The organism is Pedobacter cryoconitis (assembly GCF_003259615.1).
Taxonomy (GTDB): Bacteria; Bacteroidota; Bacteroidia; order Sphingobacteriales; family Sphingobacteriaceae; genus Pedobacter; species Pedobacter cryoconitis.
Window position 1 is genome coordinate 161,960 of record NZ_QLLR01000005.1, and the last position, 23,885, is coordinate 185,844.

Below are 23,885 nucleotides of genomic sequence, written 5' to 3' on the forward strand. Positions count from 1 at the left end.
TCGTTCTATTTTTATTGCTGATAAAGGATATTATCAATTCTTTGTTCCATATCCGGATCATCAGGAAATCTCTGTAAATAGAACTCTTCATAATAAGCTTTAATAATCGCTGCCATTGGCGCAGCAAGTAATGCACCCATCAATCCAAAAGCCGTGGTCATCGCCAGCAGGAGAAAAAGTAAGGATACCGGGTGTATATTCATCGTGGAAGACCTTAGTTTAGGCATCACAAAGTCAGAAATCAGTTCATTCAATAATAAGAAAAATATCAGGCACCAAAATGCCGTGGCAGGGCTTATGGATAACGCAACAAGGGTAGGAGGAATGGCCATGATATAAAAGCCGATTTTGGGAATCAATTCTGAGAAGAAAGCTAACGCAGCCCATACCAGTGCACCAGGAACATTCATGATCGTTAGAAATATATAAACCAGTATGGCCTGAACTACACCGCCGATAAGATTGGATTTCATCCATCCGCCCAGCATTATTGAAGTATGCTGCAGTGCTCTTTCCGCTTTACCACGTTTTTCCGGTTCGAAAACCGACAGGTACATATTGATAATTGGTCTTGGATTCCCGACAAAAAAGATAATCATTGACAAAAAGACAATGAACATAAATATACCGCCAAGTACACTAAATGATATACTGCTGAGGCCGATCACTGTTTTTCCTAACGAAGGTACAGCCTCAGAAATTGACATTCCATCACCCTGAAGCTCTTTATTCAACTCAGGATACTTTCTAAGGATATGTGTAACATGATTAGAAATACTATTAAAATACCCGGGCAGATCACCTACCAGGGTGTCAATCTGTTCGCTGATATGCGGCACGACTAAGAAGCCTAATAGTGTAGAGACTATGAAAATAATCCCAAGCACGATGAGTGATGCCAGCCATCGTTTCATTCCTTTCTTTTCCAGTTTGCTAACAGGCTGATTAATGATCAATCCCAGAACAATTGCAAATATAAAGATTATAAATATGCTCATGATCTGGTATAGAAACCATAACAGCACAACTAAGCCGAATGTATATAAGATAACTGAAGTGATAATTTTGTAAAGATCTTTTGGGTATTGATTAGTCATGAGCGAATAATAGCGTGTTTTTTATAGCGTACACTCTAATTTTAACACCTTAAAAAAAATAATGTTTTGATTAATGTGGAATCTGTTAAACTTATCTGATAAGGAGACATTCAATACATGGCAGGGTTTTTCAGCTTCAGCAAATGAAGAATAATCCTAACTTAGACATTTGATCATGAATCGCAAATCACCTGATCTTAAATCGCAAATAACATAGTATATGAGTTCCAGAGAAGTTTTTTTAGCCGCATGTAACCAGATTAACGAGGGTTTGACAGAATTCGGATTTAAAGCCAGCCAGAAAGGGGCTACGCTAAAAAAGATCAGTAGCAACAAAGAATTTACTTTTGAAATTAGTTTCCAGTCCAGTGCTTTAAACAGCAGCGGTCATGTTAACCTGTTGCCGCATGTGCTGATCACCGCTAAACGCTTAAAAAAATGGCTGAAAGCACAAACCAATGACGTTTACAGCAATGATATTATCTATAGTAATCAATTAGGTTATATTTCACATTTTCAGGATTGGAAATCATGGAATGTTTCAGGACCTGCTCAGGGAAAAACAGTTCCAGAGGTAATCAATACTATAAAAAATTATGTCATTCCTATTTTTAACCACTTTGAAGATATAAATGGAGTGATCCGTTTTTTGATCAATAATGGAACGAAGTTTAACCGCTACATGGATAAAACATTAACTCCATTGGCTTTTATGTTGTGTTTTGCAGAAAAAGAATAGGCTCAGCAGTTTTTTGATCACTATCTTATTGATGCACCCGGTAAACATTTATTATTGAATCTTTACCAGCAACTGGCAACAGGGAAGGCTGTCGATCTGATGCACTCAGAATTTGCAGACGCGTTTGCGCTTAAACTGGCTTTTTTACAAGGATTAAAAATATAATCAAAAAGCAAGCGTTTAAGTGCCCTGTTTTTTTATTTTCTTCTTTTTCTTTCCCCTTTTCAACCAAATGATGAAACCCGTAATCGGTAAACTCGCTGCAATCAGGCTCACTATTGTGGCTGCAACCTTACCGAACAGACCAAAAATCCGGCCGGTATGCAGGTCGTAATTACCTGCTTCAATCCAATCAGCCCGGTTAAAATCCTGGTAGAGTTTGGAGCTGATCAATCGTCCATTCTTTATATCATAGAAAAAGGTATTTCGTTTTCTTGCCCAGTCTGATGGGTAGTTTAACCTTAACCTGAGCTTGCCATCTTTACGGATAGATAAATTGGTCAGTTTAGCGCCTGGATATTGAACGATTGCGTGTCTGTATATCCGCTCATAACGCTCAGGAATAGTTTCAGAAATTACAGGCTGGACAGGTGAGGCTTTTATTCCTTCGGCCAATTTTGACCCGCTTAAAAAACTTACTGCTGTCTTTACTTCCTTAAAACCAAAATAAAGTCCGGACAGCGCACTTACGAGCAAAATTCCAGAAGCATAGAAGCCCAGTACGTTGTGTAAATCGTAATTGACCCTTTTAAAAGAGGCTCCCCATTTAATAGTTACGGCCTGTTTAATCAACCTGATCTGGCCGGGAAACCATAAAATAAGACCAGAAATCAGCATGAGCACAAAAATCACTACAGACCAGCGGATGATAAATTTACCGGTATCTCCTAAAAGTAAAGAGGTATGAATATCTTGAACAGTAACGAGAAAATCAAGCTTGGTTTTCTTCACCAGGCTTCCATTGTAGGGGTTCAGGTAATAAACCTGATGTTTACCAGTTGTCAAACTAATCGTTGCATTAGGCGCGGTATTGTTGATCTCAATGCCAGTAATTTTCTGACCCGGAGCAATCTTTTCAAATTCCTTTAAAAGATGAGCTAAACTGGCCTGTGGTTGCTGGACAACAGGAACAAAAGCATAATCTTTTTCCAGGTAATCTCTGATCTCCTGCTCAAAAACATACAGACAACCGGTTATACCGATAATTACCACGACAATTCCTGTAAAAAGCCCCAACCATAAATGGATCAGCCCAGCTGCCTTCTTTAATTTTTTATTGATCTTCATTAGAATTATTAATCTTCATTAGAAAGAGTAACCTGCTGCAAGATTAAAACGACGGCCATTTCCCCTGGTATAAACAGAATTGTTTCCGTAAAACTGAGAAATACTTGGATAATAAGCTTTATTGAATAAGTTTTCCAATCCCAGGCTCAGCTTTAAAGCTTTTGAAGCTTGGTAAACTGTGGCTAAATTAAACAGGTTGTAAGCTTTTACAGGGCCTTCTCCAATTAGGTATTTACCTGTAGCTGCATTCGGCTTAAAGCGATCTCTGTTTCCGACCCTCATCCAGTTTACATCAATTGATAGATTTTTAATACCAGAATATTTCAGGTAAAGTGTAGATTTAGAAGGAGGGATGCGGGTGGTATTTAAATATACATCCTGTGCACCATCAAACTTTCCGTCATCATCTACATCACCTTTTCCTTCTACATACGCATAGTTTCCGCCTACAGATAGTTTATCAGTTACTGCATAGTCGGCCTGAAATTCATAACCCCAAACACGCTCAGGAATTCTTTGAGAAATATAAACGCCGTTAACTTCTAATAAATTTGCTCCCAGTTTGGAAGTACTGATATAGTATGCTGCACTAATATTTACTGGTCCGAGCGCACTGCTGAAACCGGCCTCATAGTTATTTACAATAATAGGTTTGGTCTGTAATTGTGAAAGGGTATTACTTTGAGCTGCACGTAATACTCTGCCCAGTTCGAATACTGAGAAAGATTGCGCATAACTTATAAAAGGGTTGAACAATCTGCTTGCTGAATACCTTGCACCTATATTAAATACCAGCGCATTATAATTAAGTGTACCACCTTTAACAGCAATACTTCCGGCATTGTTCGCGCCCGTAGCAAGTGTATTGAAATCGTCTACTTTAATGTTAATGTTCTCCACTCTCAAACCACCTTTAATAGTTAAATCTTTAAAAATATTGGCGGTAGTTTGCAGGTAGGGGGCAATATTGACCATATTCATATCTGGTACCCAAACACGGCCATCAGTCAGATTTTGTGAAGTTTTATCATTCATCAGGTCAACCCCGTAATTCAGCTGCATCAATAAATTTTCCGAAACCGGAAGCGGTGTATTTAAGTTTACCCGAGCGCCTTTTTTAACAGATTTTATAGCCGACTGGCCACCTTCATAAAAAGAAGCTACATTGGAATAAATGGTGTAAAAGTCCTGTAAATATACATTGGCCTGCAAATCGGTCTGACCAAATACTTGTTTGTTGCTGTATTGAAGATTTGCGTTGTGGTTATAGCGGGTTCCTTCATCTTCTCCCTGACGGGTGCCGTGAACCCCGATTGCTGGTGTTTGCCCGTAAATTCCATTTTTCAAAACATAGTCCGAGTGTTGTCTGGAACTGAAATAGTTGTACATTAATTCTAACCTTTGTTTCGCAGAGAAATCATAACCTACTTTAACAAATCCATTATAAGTCTTCGTTTCTCCTAAACCATAATCCGGAGAAATTACCTGATTTTTAGCATCCCTGAATACCCCGGTTTTTTCATAAGTACCACTTACTATATAGTCCAGTTTACCACTTTTACCATAAAATTGCTGTACCACCCGGTAGCCCAATGTACTGTCTCCTTTGGTATTTCCTGTTAAGCCAATCTGCGAATAACCACCTAATACTTTGCCTGAAGCAGGTTTTTTGGTAATATAATTGATTAAGCCACCCTCAGCGCCATTTCCATAAATAGCAGTTGCGCCTTTGATCACCTCAACTCTTTCAATTACCGATGGATCTATACTGCGGATGTCACGTCCGCCTGCACGTAAAGGAGTAGATTGCGGCACACCGTCAATTAATACCAATACACCTCTTCCACGCAGGGTCTGACCAGAATTCCCGGTCTGATTCGTGGATGCGCCCAGTCCGGGTACACTGTAAGCGAGTATATTTGCCAGGTTCGGGCTGATTACTGATTGTGTATTGATGTCTTTGGCGGTTAATATCGTTACAGACGAAGGTGTTTGCGCCAGGGATTCTGCTTTCCGGCTTGCGGAAACAATCACCTCATTTAAGTCCGAATTTTTATCCTTCAGTATATATGCTATTTTCAGTGTATCACTGGCCTTCACTACAAGCCGTGTTTCGCTGGTTTCAAACCCTGTCATTGAAATGCGAAGCGTATAATTGCCGGCAGGAATTCCTTTAAGCTGAAACCGGCCTGTTTTATCAGATGATGTTTTTATATTGAGTTTTTTGATTTGTATAGTCGCATAACTTATCTTTTGATACAAGCTATCGGTTACGCTTCCGGTCAATGTAGCTGATCCGCTTTGCGCCAGGGTTAGTAAGGGAAAAAGGAAGAGTAAAAGCGTATAGAAAACAGGTAAAAGTTTAAACTTCATGTAGGTTGGTTTCCGGCAAATATACTTTTATCTGGATTTAATACAAATAAGATTCAGATGTATTGTTCTCTGGCAGACAGTCTTTAAAAATGATTTAGCAAAATGAAATCGTACAGAATTAAATAGTTCAACAGATATTTCATACTGCTAATAATTTATTTCAGTTTTTTGAGATTCAACGGGAGAAAAGCCACTAGTTTTTCAGAATAGATTAAAATTGGAATTGATGTTTGTTTGAAAAATACGCAAGGAAAAAAAGCAGGAATAACTTCAATTCAAGGGTGATTTGCGGATTTTTATTTCATATTACCATGTTCTTGCGGCTAAAATGCTGTTGACAAAAGTAAAATAGTTCTATAGAATTAGCATCTTTGGGTTAGATATGAACATAGAAGAATTAAGGGATTATTGTCTGTCAAAACCAGGATCAACGGAAGGGCTTCCTTTTGGAGAAGAGACGCTGGTCTTTAAAGTCGGTGAGAAAATATTTTTGCTTGTTGGTCTTAGCGAAGGAAATCGTTTCAATGCTAAATGCGACCCTGAGCGTGCAGTTACGCTGCGTGAACAATATGAAGAAATCATACCAGGCTATCACATGAACAAAAAGCACTGGAATACCGTTTATATGAATGGCCGTCTCACTTTAAAGCAATTGCATGAGATCATAGATCATTCTTATGAATTGATATTTAACAACCTGCCAAAAAAACAGCAGGATGAAATTGACGGTTAATCAGATTATGCAGGAAAATATATTACCTAAGCTAGAAGCCTCGAGAAAAGAATTACTTGATCTTGGTATGCGAAATACGCTTTTGAATTATAAGACACCAAAAGCAAGAGGACTTCGCATTATCCAGGAAAAGTCAACATCGATTTATAATATTCTGGTGAAACAGGGCAAAGCCATGACCTTTTTAGGCAGGCCAGGGAAAGAAGATAGTGATGAAGATGGTGAGGAAGATGAATTGCCAGAACTCCCGGCGCTTAGTGAAGAAGAGTTACAGGATGCACAGCATGATACCCGTTTGCAGACTAATGAAAATGAGCAAAAGCTGCAGACAAAAATTCTGAACACTTATTATTTCTCCAGAACCAGTATAGAAGAACAAGGTATAAACATCCTGTACCTGGCTTTGGGAATGTTAAACTGGTACGAAAAGGGTAATACTTCAGATATCCGGTTAGCTCCTTTAGTGTTAATTCCCGTATCTCTGGAGCGGTCCAGCGCAAATGAAAGATTCAGATTGCGTTTTACGGGTGGTGAGGTTGGTGCTAATCTTTCGCTTCAGGCTAAAATGATGGCTGATTTTAATATAACTATTCCAGAACTGCCTGATTTGGATGACCTTGATATTAATGCTTATTTTGAAGATATACAAAAAAGAATAAGTCATCAGGAATTTTGGAAACTGGATGCTAACACGATTGAGCTAGGTTTCTTTTCCTTTGGAAAATTTATGATTTATCATGATCTGGATAGTAGTAAATGGCCGGATGATAATAAACCATTTGATCATCCGATCCTGATGTCTTTATTTGGCGGAGGATTCAACGAACCAAAACCAACAGCTACTGAAGCACATCATTTAGACAACGAAACCAAAGCGCATGAATTATTTCATGTAGTAGATGCAGACAGTTCCCAGGTTCTGGCCATGCTTGCTGTACATGAAGGTCGAAATATGGTGATACAAGGGCCTCCCGGTACGGGTAAGTCTCAAACAATTACCAATATTATTGCCAATGCAATTGGCCATGGTAAAAAGGTTCTTTTTGTGGCTGAGAAAATGGCTGCTCTTGAAGTCGTGAAACGCAGATTGGATTCGATTAATCTGGGGGAAGCCTGTTTAGAACTGCATAGTCATAAAGCAAACAAAAGAGATTTACATGAAGAATTAAAGCGGGTACTGGATTTAGGTAAACCAACATTGACCCATTTGCAGGATGAAATTTTGCAACTGGATACTTACCAGGATATATTGAATAACTATTGCAACTCTGTCAATGATTTAATTGCGCAAAGCGGCCTTTCTGCACACAAGGTAATAGGTTATCTGTTAGAAATATCAGCTAAGTTCGGTACGCTCAAACTTCCTGCAATACCGATCTTAAATATTGAATCGTGGGACGCAGACAGGATGCGCCGGGCAGCTGTCGATGCAGATTTAATAGAAGCCCGGTTAAAGGACATTGGGGAACCTTCGAAATTACTTTTCTATGGAACCAGGTTAACATTATTCCTGCCGCATGAAAACGAGGTGGCTGCTGAAATTATTGCGCAGGTGATTGTGAGCACTGAAAGTTTACAGGCAGAGCTCCTGGGCGCTTCATCTTTTATCGGAACAGCATTGCCGCCGTCTGTTGCGGACGCAGAAAAATTAGTAGCGCTGCTGACTTTTTTAAGTAATAGTCCGGATCTGAGAGACATTGCGGTGAAGGATCAGGCATGGTTACTGAATCAGGAAGATATTGAAGAACTTTTTCAAACGGGCGCTGATCTTTCTGCTTTACATGGGGCTTATGAAAACATATTTTATCCGGAAGCCTGGGATCAGCAAGTATTGGAGCTGCGCCAGAATCTGATTGCTCATGGCCATAAATGGTATAAGTTTCTTTTAGGTGATTATAAAAGAAGTATCAAACAGCTGGCATCTTTTACAAAAATTGCTTTACCTGATGCGCTGAATGATCGAATAAAATACATTGATGATATTATTACTGCTAAACGCTTAAGTAATGCACTGGATGAAAGTTCAGAACTTGCCGCTCGTTTATTTGGAAGCAGGTGGCGGAAGCTGAAAACAAATTGGGAATCTTTAAAAGGCGTATCGGTCTTTATGGCCGGGCTGCATCGTCAGATCTCAACTGGCAATTATCCAATATTGATTTTGGATTTTCTGAGCAGAAATGAAAATCCTGTTGTAGTTAAGGAACATCTGGCTAAACTGAAAGGACTTCTGATTAACTATCAGGGGGGTATTGCTGCGGTTTTCAAAAAACTGGATCTGGATGAAAAACTGATTGATTCAGCAGAATCATTCAGTGAATTGTTATTTAAAGATCAGCTTTCAAAACTAAATGAATGGAAGCTGAGGATTGGCGAAATTCAGCAAGCTGTGCAGTGGAATAATCTTTCCGGGGCAGTACAAAATAATGGGTTTGATAACTTAATTCAGGCTTCACTAAATTGGGATGGCGCTGCGGATTACTTGAAAATTGCTTTGCAGAAAACCTGGTATGAATATCTGATCAGAACGATAATGACTGAAAAGCCAGCATTACGTGGATTTGAACGTACTTCTCATGAGGAAATTATCAATAAATTCAATAGAACAGATTTGCTGAACCTTCAGTATAACCGGGCGAGAGTGGCATTGAAACATTTTGAAGCAGTACCTCAGCAAGAGGGCGGAGGGCAATGGAATGTGCTGCGCGGTGAGTTTAATAAACGTGCACGCCATATGCCGATCAGAAAACTGATGTTAGAGGCCGGACTGGCCATACAGACTATTAAGCCTGTTTTTATGATGAGTCCGATGTCTATTGCTAATTTCTTATCTCCGGGAAGTATTGATTTTGATCTGGTGATTTTTGATGAGGCAAGCCAGGTCAGACCTGTTGAGGCGTTGGGTGCTTTACTCAGGGGCAAACAATTGGTTGTTGTTGGGGATACCAAACAGCTGCCACCAACGAGTTTCTTCGATAAAATGAATATGGAAACTGAGGATGAAGAAAATGTTACTGCAGATATACAAAGCATCCTGGGAATGTGTGATGGACAGGGAGCTCCACAACGGATGCTGCGCTGGCATTACCGGAGCAGGCATGAATCATTAATCAGTCTCTCTAATCATGAATTTTATGAGAACAAATTAGTGATTTTTCCAAGTCCGGGATCTAAACATAGCATGGGACTGGCTTTTCATCATTTGCCAGATGCAGTATATGACCGGGGAAAAACCCGCACCAACCCAATAGAATCTGAGGCTGTCGCTAACGCAGTGATGCAGCATGCGTTGAAAAATCCCAAACAAAGCCTTGGTGTTATTGCTTTCAGTACGTCCCAGATGCAATCTATTCAAAATGCAATAGAGATTAAAAGGCGACAGAATCCAGAAACTGAAAGCTTTTTCAGGAGCCATAGTCATGAACCATTTTTCGTCAAAAACCTGGAAAATGTGCAGGGAGACGAGCGGGATGTTATTTTTATCAGTATCGGATATGGCCGCACTGAGGATGGCAAAGTTCCGATGAGTTTTGGCCCGCTCAATAATGAAGGCGGAGAAAGAAGATTAAATGTATTGATTACCCGTGCAAAGTACAGGTGTGAGATATTTACTAATATTACAGCCGACGACATCAATCCAACTGCAACGACTAAGTTTGGAATCAGAGCTTTAAAGAGCTTTTTGTATTTCGCACAGCATGGTATTTTTGATAGGCCACAAGATTTGCTGATCCCTGTAGTCCGCCCTTTTGAAGATCATATTTATGATCATTTGATAAAGCTGGGTTATACCGTGCGTAAAAAGATAGGTTCTGAAGGCTTTTTCATTGATCTTGCTGTGGTAGATACAGCTAATCCAGGCCGTTATTTAATGGGTATTGAATGTGATGGAGAATCTTACAGCCGGGCAAAGTCTGCCAGGGATCGTGATAGACTTCGTAAACAAGTGCTGGAAAATATAGGCTGGAAGATTTTTAAGGTCTGGAGTACAGAGTGGTATAGAAATCCTGAAAGAGAATTAGAGCGACTTGTTGCTGCCATTGAAAAAGCTAAGGAGCAACTTTCTTTAGATGATTTGGTGGAGCAGGAGCTGGAAGAGGAAATTAAAACACTGGTTCGTGAAGCCAAAGTAGACACTACAGTCGAAATCCCTCTATATACTTTAGCTGTATTGCCGGGAGAAATTAAGTTTGAAGAGCTGCATTTGATTCCGTTTGGCAAATTGGCAGGATGGATTAATGAAGTAGTGAGCACCGAAGGACCTGTACATTTTGAAGAGGTAGCCAGAAGACTTGCAGATGCAGCTGGTGCAACCAAAATTGGCTCCCGTATGAGATATACAATTAATGCTGCTGTAAATTATGCGGTTACTTCTGCTATTATTTCGAGAAAAGAAGATTTCTTGTGGCCTGTTGGTCTGGTTACGCCAGTTATACGCGATAGGAGCAAACTTCCTTCAGGGTCTAGAAAAATTGCGCTGATCTCACCAGAAGAAATGGATCTGGCTATTCTAAAAGTAGTGGAAGATTCAATAGCTATACAGCCTGATGTGGCTGTACCATTGATTGCCAGGTTATTTGGGTTTAACAGGGTTACTGAAGATCTGCGTAAGGAATTATTAAATAGCATTGATGCTGGCGTAGAGAAGGGGCTGGTAGCTAAGGACGGAGCGTATTTGAAAATTAATCCACTATAGAATTATGACTGGCATCCTTCATTTTGAAACTTTTTTACTGACTGCAATATTGTTGAATATCACTCCGGGAAATGATACTATATTTATTCTTTCGCGGAGTATTGCCCAGGGAAGAAAAGCGGGTATTGTATCTGCGCTGGGAATTGGGACTGGTACTTTAATCCATACACTTTTAGCCGCATTCGGACTTTCCATTATTATTTCTGAGTCGATATTGCTTTTTAATTTGATTAAATATGCGGGTGCTGCTTATATAATTTATATTGGGTTGCAAATGCTGTTTGGCAAATCTCAGCTGAACACAGCTATCAATACCTCCAGTTCATCAGCTAATTATGTGAAAATTTACAGGGATGGAATTATTACCAATGTCCTGAATCCTAAAGTAGCCTTATTTTTTATCGCTTTTTTACCTCAATTTATTGATCCGGGGTTGAAAAATACAGTATGGCCTTTTCTCACTCTTGGCTTAACTTTCATCACTACTGGTACAACCTGGTGCCTGATATTGGCATTTTTCGCTTCTGCTTTTTTTGCCAGGCTCAAACACAATCATACGATTTCCGGTTATATTAATAAATTTTGTGGCCTCACATTGGTTGCACTTGGTATCAAAGTTGCACTAACAAACAGGAGGGGTTAACAAGAGGGTATCATCAAACCGTATCTAATGAAAAAAGCATTGTCCATATTACTCTTACTTTTATATACTACTGCCAGTTTTGGGCTTGGTGTAAAACAGTTTTATTGCTGTGGACAGCTAAGGTCTATATCCTTCACTATTCAACAGGATGTCAATGAAAAGTGCAGTAAGGATATGGACAAGGAGCAATGCTGTGAAATCCAATTGAGCAGCTTAGAGGTAAAGGATATTCATCTGCTTTCAAGTCAGTCTGACAACCAGGTGAAGCACTTTAATAACCTGTTTCTATCAGCTTTTAGAAATTATCATCCTGCACCTTCCTTTGATGGTGTTGAACGTATACCGATCGCCAGTTCAACAAATGCACCTCTTTTACATGGTGGTGTTCCCATTTATATGTTTAACTGTACTTATAGGATTTGAGCCGACCAGCTATATGCTATTTAAACAACTGCTTTGTTGTTTAAACCCTGATTATTTATCCTGTAAATAATCAGTTTATCCTGGTTTTTCAATTCATATAAAGACTCAAAAAATGAAATACTTAAAATTATCAATGCTCGTCCCTGCCTTATTTTTCTCAAATACATTTGCACAGGCAACAAACTTAAATACGGTGAAGACTGATCCTGAAAGTGGAATTTATCTTACTGCTGCTGATTATAAAGAGAAACAATTGCATCTTGCTGGCGACCAGTCAACCAATAACAAACTTCGTGTAAATGATTTTTTCGGTGGTAAAACACTTACGTTAAATCATAATGGGCAGCGTCATGAATTCTCAAAAGATAGTATTTATGGCTACAGAGCTCAGGATGGTAATGATTACAGGTTTTATAAGAGCTATAGTTCTCCCTATAAAATACTGGAAAGCGGCAGCCTGGTTATTTATGAAATCAAGCAGCCGGGTAATAAACAAAATGGCTTCAAACCAATAATTCGCTATTATTTTAGTGATGGAGCAGATGGTGAGGTTAATTTGCTATCCTTAGCTAACCTTAAAAACACCTTCAAAGACCAGCCTGCGTTTGATATTATAGCTAATAATTTTCAAACTGACCACGATTTAATAACATATGATGATTATCATCATATGTTCAGGATCAATCGGCTTTTAGCTAAATTATAGGGTGTAAAACAGGGGTACTACCTTGATAGTACCCCTGTTTTGTTTATTTCATGCTGTCATGAATCTTATTGATCATGTCGAGGTGGGTCTGAACAATTGGTGCAGTTTTAGCAGCAAATGCCTTAATGTCGGCATCTTTACCGTCTTTTGCTTCGTCCTGCATCAATTTAAGTGTTGATTTATGTCCGTCTACCATGGCTTCAGCATAAGCTTTATCGAAGTCTTTCCCAGATTTTTTATCCAGATCAGCCATTTTTTTCTGGTGATCTTCATCTACAGCAGCGGGTAATGTGATGTTTTTCTGTTTAGCGATCATCATCAATTCTTCATTGGCCTTGCCATGATCGCTGACCATCATTTTAGCAAATTCTTTAAGTTGGGCATTTGTCGCTTTAGTCAAAGCCATTTTACCCAATTCTACTTCTGCCATTCCGCCAACGGCAGCTTTTGTGGCAAATTCAGCATCCGATGGTTCTACGGCTATACCGCCTGTAGCCATCACATTTGAGGTTGTATCCTTTGTTTTATTCAGGCTGTCAGCAGTTTGCTTGGCATCTTTAGTGCCATTATTACAACTCTGAAATGCCAACGCAGCCGCAGCTATTGAAAGAGAATAAATTATTTTTTTCATGATATTGGTTTTTTTGTTTTTTCTATAACACACAAATTTGTTTATGGTTTAGCAAAATTTAAAATCTCTAAACAATCGTCGCTGCAACGTGTTGCCTTCCTATTCGAAAACTAAAATTATTCTTATGAAAGCAGCAGTATTTCACAAACCAGGTGATATCAGTTATACAACTGTAGCCGATCCGCGGATTGAACTTGCCACGGATATTATTTTAAAAGTTACTTCTACGGCAATTTGCGGATCTGATCTTCATATCCTGAGCGGGGCTGTTCCTCAAACTACCGATATGGTCATGGGACATGAGTTTATGGGTATTGTTGAGGAAGTAGGGGCTGAAGTAAAGAATTTGAAAAAGGGTGACCGGGTAATTGTTCCCTTTCCGATTGCCTGCGGACATTGTTTTTTCTGTAATCATGGTGCATCGCCAAGTTGTGAAAATTCCAATTACAAGCATTATGGGCCTAACGGGGATATGATGGACCAAAAAGGAGCGGCATTATTTGGTTATACAGATTTGTATGGTGGTTACTCTGGTGGCCAGGCGGAATATGTTCGTGTCCCTTATGGTGATGTGAGCCCAAGAGTTATCCCGGATAATATTACAGATGAACAAGCTCTTTTTCTGACTGACATTTTTCCCACCGGATGGTCAGGAGTAGATTGGGCACAGCTTAAAGGTGGAGAGGTAGTTGCCATTTTCGGATCTGGCCCTGTTGGTTTAATGGCACAGAAAGCGGCGTGGCTACATGGTGCCAGCCGGGTAATTGCTATCGATCCTTTAGATTATCGCCTGGAGAAAGCAAAAGCGGTTAATAACGTAGACATTTTAAATCCGCATAAGGTTGATGTTGTAGCAGCTATCCGCGAAATGACCCAGGGCAGAGGTGCCGATGTCTGTATAGATGCAGTGGGTTTTGAACCTGAACGTACTTTTATGGATAAGGTAAAAGCAACTGTAAATTTTGAAAAAGGAAGTATAAAAGTTCTCGAAATGTGTTTTGAAGCAGTGCGCAGAAGCGGAACTGTGTCTATTCTTGGAGTGTATGGAAGTCCATATGATAATTTTCCGTTATTCCGGATTTTTGATAAAGGCTTGACTATTAAACAGGGGCAAGCACCTGTCCTTAACCATATCGATAAACTTATAGAACTGGTGAAAGAGGAGAAGGTCGTATTGGATGACATTATCACACATACATTGCCGCTTAGTGAAGTGGCTCATGGTTACAAAATCTTCGACGAGAAGAAGGAGGACTGTGTGAAAGTGGTTTTAAAACCATAGCTATACTATTAAAAGCTATTCATATTACTAATGTATTGATTAAGAGAGCTGCCTGAAGGGGGTGGCTCTTTAATTCCAGCGGACTAAATTAGTGTGCAGGTTAATCCCGGTAAACGTATTTTTTGAGTATATAAGTTGTAATTGGTCTTAATTTCAGATCATTATATAACGGATGATAACCGTCTGAGGTATAAAATTCTACGCCACCGTCGATTTTCGCATACCAAACTCTGCCTAAAGATTTTTGCGTAAGCGTATCCGGATTGGTGATTTTTTTTAAATGTGCCACTTTTATAGTGTCTAAAGCGAATACAGGTGATCCGTCAAGCTTTTGATTACAGGAAATAGATTCATAATGGTCACCTGTCCAATACATACATTCCTGACTTCTAATATTTAAAAAAAGATAAATAGCACTGGTTACCGCTATAATGATAAGATAAGGAATAGCTTTCTTGAATTTGAGCAACAAGAATAATATTTTTAGCCCATTAATTTTTCCAAAGAAAGTTTGTATCTGATAAGGCGGTGGTGGTTCAGGATAATTATCTGTTATCTCTTCCTCTGATTCTTGCTGTGTGTCTGGTTCTTTCTGACTAGTATTCTCACTGTCCGAGCTATCCTTGTCCGTATTCTCCTTACTTTGACTCTCCTTAACCGGATTCTCCTTATCCGGGCTCTTCGTGTCAGGCAAAACGTCTGTAAACTCAATATCCTTTGCTTTCTCAACCTCCTTAAAACCTCCTGCTGCAGGAACTTCCTCAATAGCATCTTTATAATTATGCTCAAATCTAAAAGGCCTTGGCTCAAAGTCTATCAACCAGGCCAAAAGATCGATATTCTTGATGTCTGTGTGGTTAGTCTTTCTATTTAAGAAGTTTATTAAAGGTTTGAATTTATCAATTTCAAAGTTCTTAATGATTTTAGCAAAATCAGCTGCATCATCTTTCAGCTCAAAAAACTCCTTTAAAATCTTTTCATCCTTTGATAAACGTCTTTCCCTGTAAACATTAAAACATTCGTCTCTCAGTTTTGCAGGGGACAGTTGTAATAATCTAATTGAAATGGAATCCTCATTCCTTTTCTTTTGATAGGCAAGAATTACTTTCTCTTTATAGTCGTCAAACATTTTCCAAAAATATTAAATAAAATTAACCGGAATTTCCGGAATCCCATAAGCATTTCCGGAATTCCATCAGAATGACCGGAATCATCGGAATTACCTGATAATTAGGTGATTGGCCTCCTGTACATTTGTCTCAGAAATTAATTAAAGCTTCGGTAGCTAACGAAGTAAATGTAAAAAATTGATTTCGCAACGAGATGAAAGAGCGGGAGTTAATATCCGGTTTGGGAAGCAGTTATGAGCTCCCGCAATTAATTCTCACACTTCCCAAAAATTTAAGAAGCGCTTCTTATTTCAGTTGTAGCTCTCCCTGCGATCGGTTTCGCAGGGAACTACAGAGTATTTCACTTTTAAATTTTTAAATCAGATGTTAGAATTAATATTTGCCTTTTTATTGGGATTGGCATGCCCTGGAAATACAACGACTCAGAATACAACTACTAATAACGACCATAATATAACGATGGCATCAAGTCCGGGAGATGTGGATACCGGCGGGGAAGGTTCACACATTCCTCCGGGGCATCCATAGCTCACAAATTAAGGCAGTTTTTACTGCCTTAATTTTTTTATATTTGAGAAAAAACCTCTCATCATTGAAAAAAATACTTCTTTTCCCATTTTTTATTTTTAGCATTCTCGCTTGTAATAAAAAACAACATTCCAGGAAATTTGTCACGGATGCCAGTTATGATAAAGCTAATTCCTTTCTGAATAAAGACAGTGATTCGGCTTATTATTATTTTAATAAGGTGACTGGGAATTCTAAGGATAGTTTAGAAATAGCCATATCCTATAATCAAATGGCAACTATACAGGCTAATGCTGGTGATTATTTTGGTGCTCAGGAAGCTTTAATGATCTCTTTAAAGTTTTTAAATGATAAAAAAGAGAAAAATTTCAAGTGCTTATCTTCAGATTATAACGAATTGGGTTTAAACAGTTTGAATTTAAAAAGGTATGATCTTGCGATAAGCTATTATGATAAAGTACGAAAATACGATGTTAAAAAAGCGTATAACCTGAGAATTCTAAACAATAAGGGCTTGATCTATCAGAAAGGAAAGAAATATATACAGAGCCTTAATATGTATAATAAGATTATTCTTGAAAATACGGCTGACAATCAAATGGAATACGCAAAAGTTATGTCCAATATTGCCAGAACAAAATGGCTCCAAAATCCTGAGTATAATGCCGCTCCTTATCTTTTAAAATCCTTGCATATTCGGGAAAAGGAAAATGATGTGTGGGGCCAAAATGCAAGTTATTCTCACCTTGCAGATTATTATACGCACAAAAATCCAGATTCTGCCTTGATTTATGCCAGAAAAATGTACCAGGTGGCAAAAAAGATCAGAAGTCCTGATGATCAGATCGAAGCTTTGCAAAAATTGATTGTACTGAGTCCTTCTCAGCAGACAAAACAGTATTTTGAAACTTATCGGAAATTGGATGATAGTTTACAAACGGCGCGTAATGCCGCTAAAAATCAATTTGCGCTTGTCCGCTATGAAGCAGAAAAAAACAAATCAGATAATCTGAACCTTCAGAAAGACAATACGGAGAAAAAATATCAGATTATTAAACAGAAAATCTGGCTTTTCAGTACTTTTCTATTAGTGCTTGCAGCAGCTGTAATCAGTGTAATCTGGTATAAAAAAAGGGAACAGCGTTTAGAATTAGAGGCTCAAAATACGATTAAAGAAAATCAATTGAAAACATCAAAGAAGGTACATGATGTAGTGGCGAATGGATTATACCGGGTCATGGCAGAGATAGAAAATCATACGAGCCTGGACCGGGAGTCTATATTGGACAAATTAGAAAATATGTATGAAAAATCCCGTGATATATCTTATGATGAGCTGCCGTTTACGGATCAGGATTTTCATGAAAAAATAGCTGAGTTACTTAAATCATTTGCTACACAAACGACCAAGGTACTTTATATGGGAAACACGCCGGAATTATGGGGTAATATAAGTACTCTGGTGAAATGCGAGATTGAGCAAGTTCTTCAGGAGCTGATGGTCAACATGGACAAACATAGCCAGGCAAGCCAGGTTGTCGTGCGGTTCATACAAAAGAATCATTATATAAATATTAATTATACAGATAATGGTATTGGTATTTCGGAAGGAAAAAAATTCAACAATGGGTTGACAAATACGGGAAACCGTATAAAAAGTATTCATGGAGAAATTACCTTTGAATCAAATGGCGAAAAAGGATTAAAAGTTCAGATTTCTTTCCCTGTTTCTTAAAATTGATAAATGATGTTCAAAAAAGTATTAATAGCCGAAGACCACGAAAGCACCAATATTTCTGTACAAAAAACATTGGGGGACCTGAAAATATTGAATACCGATTACGTATTTTATTGTGATGATGCGTTAAACAGGATACAAAAGGCACTTAAGAACGATGATCCTTATGATTTGCTGATTACCGATCTGTCCTTTGAAAAAGACCATAATCAGCAAAAGATCTCTGACGGTACGGAACTCATTAAAGCTGTTAAAAAAGAACAACCTGATTTAAAAGTTATTGTCTTTTCTGCAGAAAATAAACAAGCAATCATTAAGGCTCTTTTTAAAGATTTAGCTATTAATGGATATGTTCGCAAAGCACGAAATGATGCCAAAGATCTTAAACTGGCCATAGATAGTATTTACAAAGGCAAAGCTTATATGTCTGTCGATTTAAAGCAAGCTATCAAAGAGAAAAACTCCTACGAATTGACAGAATATGATATTACCATTATCTCCCTGCTTTCGGAAGGTGTAAAACAGAAAGAAATCCCACTTTATTTGCAGAAAAAAGATATAAGGCCAGCTGGTTTAAGTAGTGTTGAGAAACGTCTTAGCCTGATCAAAGAGGTCTTGGAATTTTCTAACAATGAACAGCTGATTGCTTATGGTAAGGATATGGGGCTCATCTAGTTCCTCAGCAGGAAATTTAAGGTAGACTGCGCGAAATAATCAATTTCTTCAATAATATTTTCCTTTTTCTGAAATAATCAGAAGGGGATTTCTATGCTTCAGATTATCTCCTTTAATCTTAAATAAACAGCATTAAATCAACTGGTTAAGCGTTTGAAATAATTCGTCAGCTTACGGTTTCCCGTAAGAAAAACACTTCCCGTCTCTATACTTTTGAAATGTTGATCAGATCGTTCAACTCATCACATTTTAAACAATCAACTATGAAGATAATTTTACTATTAGGGTCTTTATTTTTTAGCGGCATTATACCCAAAACGCCCTCCACAGTTTACATCTGTGACAGGAGCAACGGAACAAAATATCATTATACATCAACTTGCCGTGGCCTGAAGAATTGCCAGCATAGAATATTAAAAACCACACTGGCAATAGCTAAAAGCAAAGGGAAAACTTTATGCGCCTGGGAAAATTAATTCCCGCTTATCAGGCTCATTTTTTATAAAATTATTAAATAAAATATCAGATGGATTTTAAAGATCAGATTGCTCAGTTGGCATCTCGTGTAGAGAAGATGTTACCTCAGATACAAACGGAAGAAGCTACAAAAAATGCGCTGGTTATGCCATTTATCCAGATTATGGGATATGATGTTTTTAACCCGTTTGAAGTGAATCCTGAATTCATTGCTGACCTGGGCATCAAAAAAGGAGAGAAGGTTGATTATGCAATTATAAAAGATGGTGAGCCAACTATATTAATCGAATGTAAACATCATCTGGAAAATTTAGATCCTCATAATTCTCAACTGTTCAGATATTTTCATACCACAAAAGCTAAGTTTGGTTTGCTGACCAATGGGTTGGTATATCGCTTTTATACAGATCTGGTTGAAAAAAATAAGATGGATAGCACTCCATTCTTTGAATTCAAATTAACAGAAATTAAAGATGCAGAAATCGCAGAATTAAAAAAGTTCCACAAGTCATATTTTGATGTGGATAATATTACCAATACTGCAAGTGAATTGAAATATTTAAACGAACTGAAAAGCTTGCTGCATCAGGAGATTGCTGATCCTTCGGATGGTTTTATCACTTTCTTTACCAAACAGGTATACCCCAAGGTGATCACAGCTAAGGTTAAAGAACAATTCTCGCCTATTATTAAACGCTCCTTTAATCAGTTAATCAGTGATGCAATCAGTGAACGTTTAAAATCTGCCCTTAAACAGGAAAAGGACAAAGATGCTGCAGAGGCAATTAAAGCCGAAGAGATTATTGTAGCTGAGCCGGAGTCTGGAATTGTAACAACAGCAGAAGAAATTGAAGGTTTTTTCATTGTTAAATCAATGCTCAGAGAAACTATCGATCCAAGAAGGATTACTTACAGAGACGCACTTTCCTACTTTGCCATTCTGCTGGATGACAATAACCGCAAAACAATTTGCAGGTTATATCTGAATGCTAAAAAATACCTGGCAGTGCTGGACGAGAATAAAAAGGAAATCAAACACGAAATACATTCACTGGATGATTTATATAAGCATGCAGGGATTTTGAATGAGATTGTTTTGCGCCTTGAAGGACCTAAGGTTATTGAATCATCTAAATAATAGCGATTAAAATTACAAATTATGAAAATAGGTAAGACCTTGAGTTTTGTCAGGATCACAGGAGTGTTCGGGCTCTTAATAATAGCGGCTGGTTGCAATAAAAAGCCTGGAGGATTTATAGATCCATTTGAGGATGGAAAATTCAATCTTTATGATCAGGAATTGGGTAACCGTATTGAAGCGTATAATAATGCCGTTGCCCCGAACAATGCAAATTCAAAAAGCGGTAGTCCAGCCTTATATATAGATTTTTCTTCTGGTATCAATAAGGCATTTGCAGTTCCTGGTATTAAAGATCTGATGACTAACTGTTTCAATACAGTTTTAGCTCAAAAATTTGAGGTATATAAGTTAGGCTCCAATAAAGTCAGCCCTTTAAATATTACAAATACTACGGAATTAGGCCAGCGTGTAAGCGACCCGGCCCAATATGCTGATATTTGGGCCCCAATCCAGTCTGCAGTAGAAAAAATAGTGGAGGGAAACAACGATGCACTGCTGATTACTGATTTTGAAGAATGGCAAAAGAATAGTGAAGTCACTAATACTGCTTTTCTAAAAATACCTTTCTCTAAATGGCTTGAAAGGGGAAATACTATACATTTTTTTATTGCTGATTACAAAGAAGGAACTGTTGCTAAACATCTTTACTTCACCATCTTCAATTGCGGTAATCCAAATGAATCCAGTATGATTTCCAAACTTGAAGCTAAACTGGGCTCATTAACTACAAGATTTGATTTAGCTAATAATTCCTATAAGTTACGCACAGCTTATGCTGGTGAAAAATCTGGCGGCGTGTTTTACGATGTAAGCGGTAAATCTGATAATGCTAAAAATGTATTGGATTTAAAAGGAAATTATATCAATGGGCTTAACAAGGGGAATCATTTTGAATTTTATCCTTTAGGTGTAGACTGGAAAACAATAGCTCAGCTTCATACTACTTATTCAGCCCAAAATCAGTTTAATGACTTCTTCAGGAAATTATACATTGATTTAAGCAATGAGGACAGTTATACTTTTGGAGACTTTGATGTTAAAGTTTCGGCCATCAAAGCAGATTTTGAGAACTTCTCTAAAGCTGCCGAAGTTAAAAAGCATAAGCCGAAACTAACGAAAGGAAATAATGGCGAGTCTGAGTTCGCTGCCGATGAAAAAGATGTTTTTGCACTGGCATGTTACAACCCTGACGGAAGCCTGAAGGAACAATGGGCGTATAAACCAGAACCTGTAACTGCGATTAGCGAAGTTTTTATATTCAATAAATCACTGTTTACCAATACTAAAAATCAGGATCATAAAAACGTAGAATTTGGGGTTTCCTTCGATCCGAAGTTCAATCTGAAAAGTATTAATGATCCAACTGGAATAGTTAAAGTTGATATTATCTTAAATATCGCGGCTCCTAATCTCTCCAATCCTAAACTGTCAAAATTTCAATGGATCAATGCCAAACATGTTCCTAATATAGCCTTGTACGAGTCTATAAAAAACACCTTGCAAGAGCTTAAGCCTGCAAATAAAGCCATCTATTCTTATTATATCAAAACTCAACAATAATTAGTACAAAATCTAATCAATATCAAATGGAATCTACATCAGCTTACATAATCTCACTCATTACTGCGTTAATCTTTCTGCTGCTGGCAGCTATCATTGCAAATGCGATAAAATTTGAGGGCGGGAGCAATCCCAAAGACCCGCAGTCCCGGAAAATCTGGTTCTGGATACTGGCTATTTTAAATCCGGCATTAGGCTTTCTGCTTGGCTATTTTGTATTCAAGCCAGATGCAAACATCATGGTCTTAAACAATTATGTAAATGCCTTAAGTATAGGGACTGCTATTGGATTTATTTTATACATCCTTTTAGGCTTCTTATTGAGTAAAGTATTTGCCAACGGCAAAATTGGTCACTGGTTTTAATTCCCAAAAAATATTTTAATGGATAAATTATTTGTAATCGCCATAGGCGGTACTGGAATGCGCTGCTTGGAATCTTTCACTCACTTATGTGGTATTGGAATGTTCGATAACCAGGAAATAGAAGTATTAACTTTAGATACAGATCAAAATAACGGAAATAAAGACAGGGTTGAAGAGCTTATTAACCTTTATAATCGTATTAAAACATCTGATACAAACTCAGGAGGGACACCGAATGCGAATACCTTCTTTTCCGCGAAACTTAACCTTCATAGGTTCTGGACAAATTATTCAAGCCCTGGCAGAGAGAATTATAAAAACATCACCAAGCTTTCAACAGGAACAGCGGAACAGCAAAAAACTAATAAACTGATCTCTGATCTATTTCTTGATACAAGTTCTGTACAAGAATTTGATTTGGCTCATGGTTATCGCGCGCAGACACATTTAGGCTCTATGTTAATGTATCATGGAATTGTGGAGGCAGCAAGGAACATTCTGAAGGGGTCCACGGTACAGTCTCAGGAACGGGAACTGGATTCTTTTATGGGTAAACTTGAAAAAGCCGGTGCTTCTGCCAGGGTCTTTATTTTCGGATCTGTATTTGGCGGAACCGGAGCATCTTCTATTCCTGTGATCCCTAAGGCCCTTCAGGATTTTGTAAAGATTCGTTCCAATGGAAGTTCAAGCATAGATTTTTCTAAAGCAAAATTTGGTTCTACTTTATTAACCGAATATTTTACCTTCAATAAACCAGATGATAAACAGAAATCTACTAAAGCTAATAGTGTAATTGCAGATTCTTCTTTTTTCCCATTAAATAGCCAGGCTGCATTACAGTTTTACCAAAGTGATCCTACGGTGCAGAAATGCTACAAATTATTATACCACATTGGCTGGCCAATAGAAAGTAAAAAGATAGACGGCAACAATACCCCAAACCAGACTACAACCGGAGGAAGCGAGCAAAGAAACCCATGTCATATCACAGAATTACTTTGTGCCTGCGCAGCTTATGATTTCTTTACCCGTACTAGTGGTTTTGACAGTGCAAAGGCAGATTACTTATATAAAGCTGTAGAATTTAAAGACAACTCATTCAACTTCTCCTTTGATGATTTTGTGGGCAAGGAAAATAAAGCAGGTGAAATCTTTGTCAATAAATTAGGCGCATTCTTTTCTCTGGCACATATATCCTTAAGTAAAAACGGTGCTGCCTTTGATGATTTGGGAATTAAAGGGTTTATTAAACAATGTGAGAGCATGAGGTTAAACCAGTACAGTACGATTACTGATACAGAATGTAAAGATATTAATGAATATTTCAAACTGTTCGCTTATACTTTTAAAGATGCAAGGTTTATACCTGGCTGGCTTTACCAGATCAGAAACTCTGTCGCTCCAGGCAGGTTCTTATTTGACAGCAAGGCCTTTCCGGATAATCAAACGGAACTCAAAAGATTAGATGTCGGAGCAATGTTTCTGGACGAAAAACACCATTGGTCAAAAGGGGGTGTCTTCGGAAACAGGTATGATACTTTTGTTGGTAAACTCATCAATACCAGCCCAAAAGAGGAGCAAAAAGTAAACACGACCAAAGAGAAATTCCTCGCCCATATTTTCAATGCACTTACTATTTCACAAAACTTCGATATAAACTAAAG

At 38.1% G+C, this 23,885-nt stretch carries 19 protein-coding genes; 14 read left to right on the top strand and 5 right to left on the bottom strand.

Translation table 11 applies throughout. The annotated features are described in order from the left end of the window. Positions 1–11: 11 nt before the first annotated feature. Positions 12–1,097, bottom strand: coding sequence for an AI-2E family transporter (locus LY11_RS08340; RefSeq protein WP_111633254.1), 1,086 nt, complete (start codon positions 1,095–1,097; stop codon positions 12–14). A gap of 220 nt (positions 1,098–1,317) precedes the next feature. On the opposite strand from LY11_RS08340, the gene LY11_RS08345 reads away from it, so the two are divergent. Then, on the top strand, positions 1,318–1,836 hold the full coding sequence (locus LY11_RS08345) for a DUF4304 domain-containing protein (protein ID WP_111633255.1): 519 nt from the start codon (positions 1,318–1,320) through the stop codon (positions 1,834–1,836). A 180-nt stretch (positions 1,837–2,016) separates the two neighbouring features. On the opposite strand, the gene LY11_RS08350 is transcribed toward LY11_RS08345, so the two are convergent. Beyond that, positions 2,017–3,123: a PepSY-associated TM helix domain-containing protein gene (locus LY11_RS08350; protein ID WP_111633256.1), complete on the bottom strand. Its 1,107-nt coding sequence runs from the start codon at positions 3,121–3,123 to the stop codon at positions 2,017–2,019. An 18-nt stretch (positions 3,124–3,141) separates the two neighbouring features. Continuing rightward, on the bottom strand, positions 3,142–5,496 hold the full coding sequence (locus tag LY11_RS08355; protein ID WP_111633257.1) for a TonB-dependent receptor: 2,355 nt from the start codon (positions 5,494–5,496) through the stop codon (positions 3,142–3,144). A 382-nt stretch (positions 5,497–5,878) separates the two neighbouring features. On the opposite strand from LY11_RS08355, the gene LY11_RS08360 reads away from it, so the two are divergent. The 5 genes from LY11_RS08360 to LY11_RS08380 all read left to right on the top strand — a co-directional run bounded on the left by LY11_RS08360 (position 5,879) and on the right by LY11_RS08380 (position 12,694). Further along, positions 5,879–6,229 (top strand): MmcQ/YjbR family DNA-binding protein, encoded by a 351-nt coding sequence (locus LY11_RS08360; RefSeq protein WP_111633258.1) that lies wholly within the window; start codon positions 5,879–5,881, stop codon positions 6,227–6,229. Further along, positions 6,213–10,922: a DUF3320 domain-containing protein gene (locus LY11_RS08365; RefSeq protein ID WP_245952658.1), complete on the top strand. Its 4,710-nt coding sequence runs from the start codon at positions 6,213–6,215 to the stop codon at positions 10,920–10,922. The genes LY11_RS08360 and LY11_RS08365 overlap by 17 nt, the downstream gene beginning before the upstream one ends. A 4-nt stretch (positions 10,923–10,926) precedes the next feature. Beyond that, positions 10,927–11,565 carry a LysE family translocator gene (locus LY11_RS08370; RefSeq protein WP_111633259.1) on the top strand — a complete coding sequence of 213 codons (639 nt, stop codon included), beginning with the start codon at positions 10,927–10,929 and terminating at the stop codon, positions 11,563–11,565. 27 nt (positions 11,566–11,592) lie between these two features. After that, the gene (locus LY11_RS08375) at positions 11,593–11,988 is read left to right on the top strand and encodes an HYC_CC_PP family protein (RefSeq protein ID WP_111633260.1); all 396 of its coding nucleotides are present in this window, start codon (positions 11,593–11,595) and stop codon (positions 11,986–11,988) included. A 112-nt stretch (positions 11,989–12,100) separates the two neighbouring features. Beyond that, on the top strand, positions 12,101–12,694 hold the full coding sequence (locus LY11_RS08380; RefSeq protein ID WP_111633261.1) for a hypothetical protein: 594 nt from the start codon (positions 12,101–12,103) through the stop codon (positions 12,692–12,694). Positions 12,695–12,737: 43 nt separating this feature from the next. Here the strand turns inward: LY11_RS08380 and LY11_RS08385 are convergent, their stop codons facing one another. Next, positions 12,738–13,325: a DUF4142 domain-containing protein gene (locus LY11_RS08385; RefSeq protein WP_111633262.1), complete on the bottom strand. Its 588-nt coding sequence runs from the start codon at positions 13,323–13,325 to the stop codon at positions 12,738–12,740. Between the two features lie 124 nt (positions 13,326–13,449). On the opposite strand from LY11_RS08385, the gene LY11_RS08390 reads away from it, so the two are divergent. Then, entirely contained in the window at positions 13,450–14,607 is a 1,158-nt protein-coding gene (locus LY11_RS08390; protein ID WP_111633263.1) for a zinc-dependent alcohol dehydrogenase, read from the top strand. 100 nt (positions 14,608–14,707) lie between these two features. On the opposite strand, the gene LY11_RS08395 is transcribed toward LY11_RS08390, so the two are convergent. Next, positions 14,708–15,736: a hypothetical protein gene (locus tag LY11_RS08395; protein ID WP_111633264.1), complete on the bottom strand. Its 1,029-nt coding sequence runs from the start codon at positions 15,734–15,736 to the stop codon at positions 14,708–14,710. Positions 15,737–16,100: 364 nt separating this feature from the next. Between LY11_RS08395 and LY11_RS26675 the strand changes: the two genes are divergently transcribed. The 7 genes from LY11_RS26675 (at position 16,101) to LY11_RS08430 (ending at position 23,883) form a co-directional block, all read left to right on the top strand. Further along, the gene (locus LY11_RS26675) at positions 16,101–16,265 is read left to right on the top strand and encodes a hypothetical protein (RefSeq protein WP_170132655.1); all 165 of its coding nucleotides are present in this window, start codon (positions 16,101–16,103) and stop codon (positions 16,263–16,265) included. A 64-nt stretch (positions 16,266–16,329) separates the two neighbouring features. Continuing rightward, complete coding sequence (locus LY11_RS08400; protein WP_245952660.1) at positions 16,330–18,000, top strand: tetratricopeptide repeat-containing sensor histidine kinase; 1,671 nt, start codon at positions 16,330–16,332, stop codon at positions 17,998–18,000. Between the two features lie 9 nt (positions 18,001–18,009). After that, positions 18,010–18,678 carry a response regulator gene (locus tag LY11_RS08405; protein WP_245952661.1) on the top strand — a complete coding sequence of 223 codons (669 nt, stop codon included), beginning with the start codon at positions 18,010–18,012 and terminating at the stop codon, positions 18,676–18,678. A 526-nt stretch (positions 18,679–19,204) separates the two neighbouring features. Then, the gene (locus LY11_RS08415) at positions 19,205–20,293 is read left to right on the top strand and encodes a type I restriction endonuclease (RefSeq protein WP_111633267.1); all 1,089 of its coding nucleotides are present in this window, start codon (positions 19,205–19,207) and stop codon (positions 20,291–20,293) included. 21 nt (positions 20,294–20,314) lie between these two features. Further along, entirely contained in the window at positions 20,315–21,856 is a 1,542-nt protein-coding gene (locus LY11_RS08420; RefSeq protein WP_111633268.1) for a hypothetical protein, read from the top strand. A 26-nt stretch (positions 21,857–21,882) separates the two neighbouring features. Next, positions 21,883–22,221, top strand: coding sequence for a hypothetical protein (locus LY11_RS08425; RefSeq protein ID WP_111633269.1), 339 nt, complete (start codon positions 21,883–21,885; stop codon positions 22,219–22,221). Positions 22,222–22,239: 18 nt separating this feature from the next. Further along, positions 22,240–23,883, top strand: a complete 1,644-nt coding sequence (locus LY11_RS08430) for a hypothetical protein (protein WP_111633270.1) — start codon at positions 22,240–22,242, stop codon at positions 23,881–23,883. Positions 23,884–23,885 lie beyond the last annotated feature (2 nt).

Coding starts and splice junctions, on each gene's coding strand:
- LY11_RS08340 (WP_111633254.1), bottom strand. CDS start 1,097: ATGACTAATCAATACCCAAAAGATCTTTACAAAATTATCACTTCAGTT.
- LY11_RS08345 (WP_111633255.1), top strand. CDS start 1,318: ATGAGTTCCAGAGAAGTTTTTTTAGCCGCATGTAACCAGATTAACGAG.
- LY11_RS08350 (WP_111633256.1), bottom strand. CDS start 3,123: ATGAAGATCAATAAAAAATTAAAGAAGGCAGCTGGGCTGATCCATTTA.
- LY11_RS08355 (WP_111633257.1), bottom strand. CDS start 5,496: ATGAAGTTTAAACTTTTACCTGTTTTCTATACGCTTTTACTCTTCCTT.
- LY11_RS08360 (WP_111633258.1), top strand. CDS start 5,879: ATGAACATAGAAGAATTAAGGGATTATTGTCTGTCAAAACCAGGATCA.
- LY11_RS08365 (WP_245952658.1), top strand. CDS start 6,213: ATGAAATTGACGGTTAATCAGATTATGCAGGAAAATATATTACCTAAG.
- LY11_RS08370 (WP_111633259.1), top strand. CDS start 10,927: ATGACTGGCATCCTTCATTTTGAAACTTTTTTACTGACTGCAATATTG.
- LY11_RS08375 (WP_111633260.1), top strand. CDS start 11,593: ATGAAAAAAGCATTGTCCATATTACTCTTACTTTTATATACTACTGCC.
- LY11_RS08380 (WP_111633261.1), top strand. CDS start 12,101: ATGAAATACTTAAAATTATCAATGCTCGTCCCTGCCTTATTTTTCTCA.
- LY11_RS08385 (WP_111633262.1), bottom strand. CDS start 13,325: ATGAAAAAAATAATTTATTCTCTTTCAATAGCTGCGGCTGCGTTGGCA.
- LY11_RS08390 (WP_111633263.1), top strand. CDS start 13,450: ATGAAAGCAGCAGTATTTCACAAACCAGGTGATATCAGTTATACAACT.
- LY11_RS08395 (WP_111633264.1), bottom strand. CDS start 15,736: ATGTTTGACGACTATAAAGAGAAAGTAATTCTTGCCTATCAAAAGAAA.
- LY11_RS26675 (WP_170132655.1), top strand. CDS start 16,101: ATGTTAGAATTAATATTTGCCTTTTTATTGGGATTGGCATGCCCTGGA.
- LY11_RS08405 (WP_245952661.1), top strand. CDS start 18,010: ATGATGTTCAAAAAAGTATTAATAGCCGAAGACCACGAAAGCACCAAT.
- LY11_RS08415 (WP_111633267.1), top strand. CDS start 19,205: ATGGATTTTAAAGATCAGATTGCTCAGTTGGCATCTCGTGTAGAGAAG.
- LY11_RS08420 (WP_111633268.1), top strand. CDS start 20,315: ATGAAAATAGGTAAGACCTTGAGTTTTGTCAGGATCACAGGAGTGTTC.
- LY11_RS08425 (WP_111633269.1), top strand. CDS start 21,883: ATGGAATCTACATCAGCTTACATAATCTCACTCATTACTGCGTTAATC.
- LY11_RS08430 (WP_111633270.1), top strand. CDS start 22,240: ATGGATAAATTATTTGTAATCGCCATAGGCGGTACTGGAATGCGCTGC.